This window comes from Streptomyces sp. CC224B (assembly GCF_030010595.1).
GTDB lineage: Bacteria > Actinomycetota > Actinomycetes > Streptomycetales > Streptomycetaceae > Streptomyces > Streptomyces longispororuber.
Map to the genome: position 1 here is coordinate 1 of NZ_JASCXL010000195.1, position 8,567 is coordinate 8,567.

Annotated in this window: 2 protein-coding genes; both read right to left on the reverse strand. The window is 74.3% G+C overall.

The genetic code is table 11. The features are described from left to right. The coding region (locus tag QK440_RS40105) for an amino acid adenylation domain-containing protein (RefSeq protein ID WP_282798204.1) at nt 1-4,245 on the reverse strand (4,245 nt) is incomplete at its 3' end. Between the two features lie 541 nt (nt 4,246-4,786). After that, nucleotides 4,787-8,410, reverse strand: coding sequence for an SDR family NAD(P)-dependent oxidoreductase (locus QK440_RS40110; RefSeq protein WP_282798205.1), 3,624 nt, complete (start codon nt 8,408-8,410; stop codon nt 4,787-4,789). Nucleotides 8,411-8,567: the final 157 nt, after the last annotated feature.

Consider the following 8,567-nt stretch of genomic DNA (forward strand, 5'->3'; position numbering starts at 1 on the left):
GAGGTAGCGCAGCAGGCCGTAGCCGATGCCCTTGTCCGGCACGGCGAGGAGCTGCTCCTTGACCGCCTTGACGGCGGCACCCGCGGCCGCGCCGCCGCCGAGCGCCTCGGCCACGTCGACACCCGCGACGTCCAGGCGGACGGGGTACATGCTGGTGAACCAGCCCACCGTGCGGGACAGGTCGGCGCCCGGCGCCGCGGCCTCCTCACGGCCGTGGCCCTCCAGGCGCAGCAGCAGCGAGGACTCCTCCACCCCGCGCTGCTCGCGCCACGTGGCTACGGCCAGGGCGAGCGCGGTCAGCAGCCCGTCGTTGACGCCGCCGCGGTAGGCCGCGGGCAGCGTGGTCAGCAGCGCCTCCGTGGCCGCCACCGGCAGGTCCTTGCGGACGTGGGCGACCGTGGCGACGGTGTCGACGGCCGGGTCCAGCGGTCGGCTGCCGAGCACCGGGTCGGGACCGGCGACGGCGGAGCGCCACAGGGCCAGTTCCGCGCCGCGCTCGGCGGAGGCGGCCTCGGCGGTCAGGGCGTGCGCCCAGCGCCGGGCGGAGGTGCCGACCGGCGCCAGCTCGGGGGTGCGGCCGTCGCGGACGTCCCGCCAGGCCGACGCCAGGTCGGGCAGCAGGATGCTCCAGGACACGCCGTCGACGACGAGGTGGTGCAGCACGAGCAGCAACCGCCCGGCGCGCTCGGCACCGGCGTCGAACCAGACGAACTGCGCCATGACGCCGGCCGCGGCATCCAACCGGTCGGTGGCGGCGTCCAGTTCGGCGGCGGCCAGCTCGTTCCAGTCCTCGCCCCAGGTGCCGTCCGTGGCGACCCGGTGGACGAGCGGCGCGACGGCCACCGTGCCGGGGCCGGACACCTCAAGGCCCGGAGTCTCTCCGGTGACCAGGCGCGAGCGCAGCATGTCGTGCCGGTCGACCACCGCGGACAGCGTCGCGACCAGGGCGGCCTCGTCCATCCCGGCCGGCAGGTCGACGGCCATCGCCATGGTGAACCGGTCGATCCCCGTGCCGAGTTCCTGGAGCCAGTGCCCGATGGGCAGCAGCGGCGCGAAGCCGGTGCCGCCGCCCTCCAGCTCCTCCAGGACCGGTCCGGCCTCGGCGTCGCCCGCGGCGGCCTCGGCCAGCTCCGCCACGGTGCGGGCCTCGAAGATCTGCCGGGGTGTGACCTCCACGCCCTGCGCGCGGGCCCGGGCGACCACCTGGATGGAGCGGATGGAGTCACCGCCGACGGCGAAGAAGTCGTCGTCGATGCCGACCCGCTCCAGACCGAGGACGTCGGCGTAGACCCCGGCCAGGACCTCCTCGACCGGGTTGCGCGGCGCCCGGTAGGCGCTGCCGGTGAACTCCGGCTCGGGCAGGGCACGGCGGTCCAGCTTGCCGTTGGGGTCCAGCGGCAGCTTGTCCAGCATCACGAAGACCGAGGGCACCATGAACTCCGGCAGCCGCCCGGCCACGAACCGGCGCAGCTCCCGCGAGGAGACCGCCGCGGTCAAATCCACGTCCAGGTCGCCCACATCGGCTACGGCGCCGGGCTCGCTCTCCCACAGGTGCGCGGCCACCACGTAGCCCACCAGCTGGGTGCTGCCCTGGTGCTGTCGCGTCACCACCGCGGCCTTCGCGACACCCGGGTGGGCGGTCAGCGCCGCCTCCACCTCGCCCGGCTCGATGCGGAAGCCGCGCACCTTGACCTGCGCGTCGTCACGGCCGGCGTACTCGAGCTGGCCCTGGTCGTTCCAGCGGGCCAGGTCCCCGGTGCGGTACATCCGCTGCCCGGCCGGGCCATAGGGGTCGGCCACGAACCGCTCGGCCGTCAGGCCCGCCTGGCCGAAGTAGCCACGCGCCACCTCACCGGCCACATACAGCTCGCCCACCACACCCGGCGCCACCGGCTTCAGCCCCGCGCCCAGCACATAGGTGCGCATATTGCCCAGCGGCACCCCGATCGGCGCACCCGCCGCCCCCCTCCAGCCTTCCTGAGCCTGGAAAGCGGTCGCGTAGAACGACTCCGTCTGCCCGTAGGGGTTGACCACGCGTACGCCAGGGATGGCCTCCCGGGCGCGCTCCACCAGCGCGGCCGACAGCGCCTCACCGCCGAAGACGACCGTGTCGGCCTGGAGCTTCCCGCCCACCTGGTCGAGGAGTTCGGCGAACACGGACGGCACCGAGCTGATGACACTGCCCGACCAGCCGCCGCGCTCGGCCACCACCAGCGGATCGCGGACCACCTCCACCGTGCCGCCCACCGACAGCGTGGTGACGATCTCGAACACCGACACGTCGAAGTTGATGGAGGTCCCTGCCAGCATCCGGCAGCCCGCCTCCACGCCGACCACCGCGGCGAGGCGCGTGACACCGTTGACCACCCCGCGGTGCGTCACCGCCACACCCTTGGGCTTACCGGTCGAACCGGAGGTGTACATCACGAAGGCGGTGTTGTCCGGCAGCAGCCCGGTCGCGGGCAGGTCCGCCGCGCCGCTGCCCAGGTCGAGCTCGTCGAGCCGGAGCCGGGGGGCGCTGTCGTCGGAGGGCAGCACCGACTCGGTGTCCGTGTCGGTCAGGATGAGCTGCGGACGGGCCTCGGAGAGGATGTGGCCGAGGCGGGCGCTCGGGTAGCGGGGGTCGATGGGCACGTACGCCGCACCGGACTTGAGGATGCCGAGCAGCGCCGTCACCAGGTCCGCCGTGCGCGGCAGGGAGAGCCCGACGAGCGTCTCGGGGCCCGCGCCCCGCCGGATCAGCTCGTGCGCGAGGCGGTTGGCCCGCTCGTCCAGCTCCCGGTACGTCAGGTCCTGGAACTCGGTCGTGACCGCGACGGCGTCCGGGGTCAGCCCGGCCTGCCGCTCGAAGAGCTGGGCGACGGTCAGCTCGGGGGTCGGCTCGGCCGTCTCGTTGCGCCCGGCGAGGACGCCCCGCTCGGCGGGGGAGAGCACGTCCACCGCGCCGAGCCGGGTGGTGGGGTCGTCCGCGAGCGCCCGCAGGATGCGGACGAAGCGGGCCCCCATCTCCTCGACGGTGGCCCGGTCGAACAGGTCGGTGGCGTACTCGAGCACGCAGGTCACGCGGCCCTGCTCGTCGGCGGAGAAGTTGAACTCCAGGTCGAACTTAGCGGTCTTGTTCGCGACGGCCTCGAGCGTGACGGTCAGGTCCGGCAGGTCGAGCTCGACGTGGGCGACGCTCTGCCAGCTGAACATCACCTGGAAGAACGGGTGGTAGGCGGTGGAGCGCTCCGGGTTCAGCGCCTCCACGAGCCGCTCGAAGGGCACGTCCTGGTTCTCGTACGCGCCGAGCGCCTTGTCCTGGACGCGGTCGAGCACCTGCTCCAGCGTGGGGTTGCCCGACAGGTCGGTGCGCAGCACCCAGGTGTTGACGAAGAACCCGACGAGGTCGAGCAGCGCCTCGTCGGTGCGCCCGGCGACGGTCGCCCCGATGGGGACGTCCTCACCGGCGCCGAGGTGGTGCAGCAGCATGGCGAGGGCCGACTGCATCACCATCGCCTGCGTCAGGCCCCGACGGCCGCCCACCTCCGCGACGGCGGCCGCGAGGTCGGCGTCGATCGTGAAGGGGACCACGTCCCCCTCGTGGCTCGCCTTCGACGGCCGCGGCCGGTCCGTGGGCAGCCGCAACTGCTGGGGTGCGCCCGCGAGTTCGCGGCGCCAGTACGCGAGCTGGGTGGACAGCACGCTCGTGGGGTCGTCCGTGTCCCCGAGGTACTCCCGCTGCCACAGCGTGTAGTCCTTGTACTGCACGGGCAGCTCGGGCCAGTCCGGCTCCTGGGACCGCATCCGGGCGGTGTAGGCGGAGGCCAGGTCCCGGCTCAGGGGCGCCACCGACTCGCCGTCGGCGGCGGCGTGGTGGACGACGAGGACCAGGACGTGCCGCCGCGGTCCGCTGCGCAGCAGCCGCACCCGCACGGGTATCTCATGGGACAGGTCGAACCGGTAGGAGGCGGCCTCGGCCACCGCGGCGTCCACGCCCTCGGGCGCCACGTCGACGACCGGCAGGTCCCCGAACAGGCCGTCGGCGGGCTCGATCCGCTGCACGGGCCGGCCCTCGCCGTCCTCGACGAACAGCGTGCGCAGGCTCTCGTGCCGGGTCACGACGTCGCGCAGCGCCAGGCGCAGGGCGTCCACGTCCAGCGCTCCGTCCAGGTGCAGCACGAACGGGACGTTGTACGTCGCCGACGGGCCCTCGAGCCGGTCGATGAACCACAGCCGGCGCTGCGCAAAGGACAGAGGGATCATTTCGCTTTTACTCCTCGGTAAGTCTTCCTGCGCAGACGGGTCCATTGCGGGCGCTAATGGAGCGCCGAGGGCGCACGAACTCGACGTGCGTGGTCTTCGGGAATCTCAGTGAGTGAGCCTGGCATTCGGTCCACGTCGCGTCTGCCGCGCATTCCGCGGTGGGCTCGCGGAGAGGGCGGCACTTCGGGCTGACGGCGGAGCGACGCTTACTTTTCCCGCAGCGCCGGGCGGGGTCAAGCAAATTCGGTGCGGAACAGCGCCCCGACCGGCGCCGATGTCCTGTCGCCAGGAAATCGGGACACCGGCCGGGCCGCGGCGGCCGGGCGGGAAGGCGGCGTCACGGCACCCCCGACGGCGGGCGGACGGGCGGCCTCCAGCGCGCCGCGGTGGCCTTGGGACCGCCCGTCCGCAAGGTGTCCGCCGGGCCCCCCGGGGCGCCGCCTGAACGCCCAGGAGAGCCCGGCGGGACCCCGGAGGCCGCCCCGGCCCGCCGAACGCCGCCTCCAGCCCGCCGGGTGCCGCTCAGCCGGCCGGATGCCGCTCAGCCGGCCGTGTGCCGCTCCACGAACTCCGCCATCGCCTCGACGGTCGGGCGCTCGTACAGCTCCTGCGTCGGCACCCGGACCGCGAAGGCCTCGTCGACCAGGGCGAGCAGCCGCGTCGCCCGGATCGAGTTGCCGCCGAGGTCGAAGAACGAGTCGTCCCTGCCGATCTCGGGGTGGTTCAGCGCGTCCGACCACAGGGCGGCGATCCGCCGCTCCAGGTCGTTGGCGGGCGCCGTGAAGTGGCGCTTGGGCCGGTCGGCGGCCGTGTCGGCGAGGAGTTGGGCGACGTCGACACCGCCCGTCGCGTCCCTCGGCACCCGGTCCACCCGCACCAGCCGCACCGGCACCGGGCAGTCCCGCACGGCCGGCGCCACGGCCGCGTGCACGGCCTCCGCGTCGACGCCGTCGGCGGTGTAGGCGACGAGCAGTTCACCCACCCGCAACTGCTCCGGCACCAATTCGTCGACGATGGCCGGATGCGCCAGGTCGAGGCCCACGATCACATAGTGGTGCGGTGTCGCGATGCCTTCGGTGAACAGCCGGAGTCCGTCCGTCGCCTCGATGGAACGGAAACCGCGGCTGCGGGCCGGCGCGTCGGACTGGTTCTGGTTCATGCCGACGCCCTTCCACATGCTCCAGGCGAGGCAGTGCACCGGACGGCGCCGTTCGTGGTGCCAATGGTCCGCGAATCCGACGAGGAAGCCGTTTGCCGCGGCATACGCGCCGAAGGAATGGCCGCCGAATTCGCCGTTCACGGAGCCGAAGAGCACGAGCGAGGCGTCGGGCCGCGCCGCCAGCACGTCCGCCACCGCGAGCGTGCCCGCGACCTTGGCGCCGTACTGGGCGGCGAACGTGTCCGCGGACTCGGCCGCCACGGTGTGCCGTTCGAGGTCGGCCCACTGGCCCGTGGGGTCCGTCCCGGCCAGGTGCAGGGCACCGTCGAGACGGCGCCCCCAGCGCGCCTCCGCCGCGGTGACCGCCGCTTCCAGCGCGGCCCCGTCGGTGACGTCCAGCTGCTCGTACACGACGCTGCCGAGCGCGGTCAGCTCGGCCAGCCGGGCCGCCCTCTCCCCGTCGGCGGGGGACCGGCCGACGAGCAGCAGCCGCGCCCCGTAGGCGGCGGCGAGGTAGCCCGCGACCTCGTACCCGATGCCGCCGAGCCCGCCGGTGACCAGGTAGAGCCCGCCCGCCACCAGCGGCGGCGCGGCCTGCGCACCCTCCTCGGCGACCGGCGCCACCTGCGGCTTCCAGCGCCGTCCCGCGCGTACCGCCACGACACCGGTGCCCGCCCGGTCCGCCAGCTCGGCGCGCACGGCCTCCGGCCAGGCGCCGGGGTCGGCGGGCAGGTCGAGCTGGCGGATCACGTGGCCGGGGTTCTCGGCGACCGCGGTCCGCACCAGCGCGGGCAGCGCGCAGGTGCCGAGGTCGACGGCGTCCCCGTCGCGCACGTACACCGCGCCGCGGGTGACGAGGAGCAGCGGCGGGCGGCCGTACGACCCGTCGGCGAGCGCCCCGACGAGGGCGGACAGCTCCGCCGTCGCCGCGGTGAGGCGGGCGTGCGGGTCGCCGTCGCCGGACAGCGGCGGGGCGAGGACGACGTCGGCGACCGGGCCGTGGGCCCCGGTCACGGCCGCGAGCAGCCGCCGCAGCTCCTCGCGGTCGTCCGTACGCGCCTCGTACGACCCGGGTGCCCGCTCGGCGAACCGCTCGCCCCGGCGGACGGTGACCAGCGGCCCCTCCACGCCCAGGCGCCCGGCGTCGCCGTCGTCGGCGATGACGAGCCGCACCCCCTCCGGGGCGCCGTCCGCCGTCGCCGCGGGGGCGGGCAGCTCGGTCCACTGCCGCCGGAACAGCCAGGTGTCCAGGACCTCCTCGGGCTCCTCGCCGCCGATGACCCGGTCGGCGAACGTCCCGGCGCGGAACGCGGTGACGAGCGCGGCGCGTTGCACCTTGCCGCTGCCGGTCTTCGGGAACTCCGCCTCGGTGACGGGCACGAGGAGGTCGGGCGCGATGCCCACCTCGCGGGCCAGCAGGGCCCGCACCTCCTCGGTGACCGCGGCCAGCGCGTCGGCGTCCCAGCGCAGCGGCACGAAGAACACCACGAGCTGGTCGGAGTCGGCGCCCGGCTCGCGCACCCCGGCGGCGGCCGAGAAGGTGACCTTCACGCCCTCGGCCCGCTCCACGACGCTCTCGATCTCGTGCGCCATGTAGTTGATGCCGCGCACGATGATCTGGTCCTTCTTGCGCCCGGCGATGACGATCTCGCCGTCGTGGACGAACGCGAGGTCGCCGGTGCGGAACCAGCCGTCCTCGTCGAACGCCTCCCGGTTGGCCTCCGGGTTGGCGAAGTAGCCGTGCATCATCGTCAGGCCGCGGATGCGCAGCTCGCCCAGGCGGTCCTCGGGCAGCTCCCGGCCGGAGTCGTCCACGACGCGCAGCCGCACCCCCGGGATGGGGCTGCCGACCGTCGAAAGGACGACCGCGTCCTGCGCGTCCGGGTCGACGTGGCGGATGCTGCCGGTCAGCGAGGCGGGGTCGATGGAGACGGTGCCCGCGCGGCGGTCGTCGCGGTGCTGGCGGGTGTAGGTCACCCCGGAGCAGGTCTCGGACATGCCCCACGCCGGGCGCATGACGTCGGCGCGCAGCCCGTGCGGGGCGAGCAGCTCCAGGAACCGGTGGCTGGTCGCCGCGATCACCGGCTCGCCGCCGTTGACGATCTCGCGCAGACACGACAGGTCCCAGGAGCGGTTGCCGCGGATCTCCTTGGCGTGCTCGTTGACCAGGGCGTAGACGAAGTTCGGCGCCCAGGTGTTCGTCACCCGGTAGCGGTCGACCCAGTCGAGCCAGAGCAGCGGGTCGCCCAGGGCGTGCTCGGTCCTGGCGTTGATGTGCAGGCAGCGCAGGAACACGTCGCGGACGTTGTAGAAGGCGACCGTGACGTGGTCGAACGGCATGTAGATGAGGCTGATGTCGTCACCGGTGAGACCGGCGTGCTGGATCACCGCCAGCGAGCGGGCCACGAGGCTCGCGTGGGTGTGGTGGACGCACTTGGGCATCCCGGTGCTGCCCGAGGTGAGGAGGTTGAGCGCCGGGGACTCGGGGGTGGCGGGGAACCAGTCGCCGTCGGGCGGGCAGGCCACGAGGTCGCCGACGGTCAGGATCCGCACGTCCGGCTCGCCCCACAGCTCCCGCACCCCGGTGAGCGCGTCGACGGTGGCGCCGTCGGTGAGCAGCACGGGCCGCCCGAGCAGCTCCCAGGCGTTGTGCAGCTTGCGGTTGGTCTCGTTCTCCGCGCGGTACGTGGTGGCCACGCCGACCGGCGTCGGTACGAAGCCGCCCAGCAGGCACGCCCAGAACGCGGTCAGGAACTCCTTGTTGTCCTCGAACTGGAACAGCGCCGCGTCCCCGGGGCGCAGCCCGGCGGCGCGCAGTCCGGCGAGGACCCGCTCGGCGTCGGCGAGCAGCTCCGCGTAGCTCTGGAACACGTCGTCGTGTCCCTTGGTCAGGTAGACCGTCCCCTTGTCCGGCGCGAGCCGGGCGGCCTGGCGCAGGGCCTCCTGCAGGGTGGCCGGCGCGTCCTCGGGGGCCTGGAGGGGGCCGCCGTCCAGGACGGCGGGCACGGCGGCGCCGCGGTCCGGGCCGGCGGCGGGCGGCGGCGGCGCGGCCGCGGGGCGGGGGGGCGGCCCCCCCCCCCCCCCCCGGGGGGGGGGGGGGAGGGCCCACGGGGGGACACCACGGACCCGAAGCGGTGGGGGGATGCGGGGGGTGGTGTGAAAA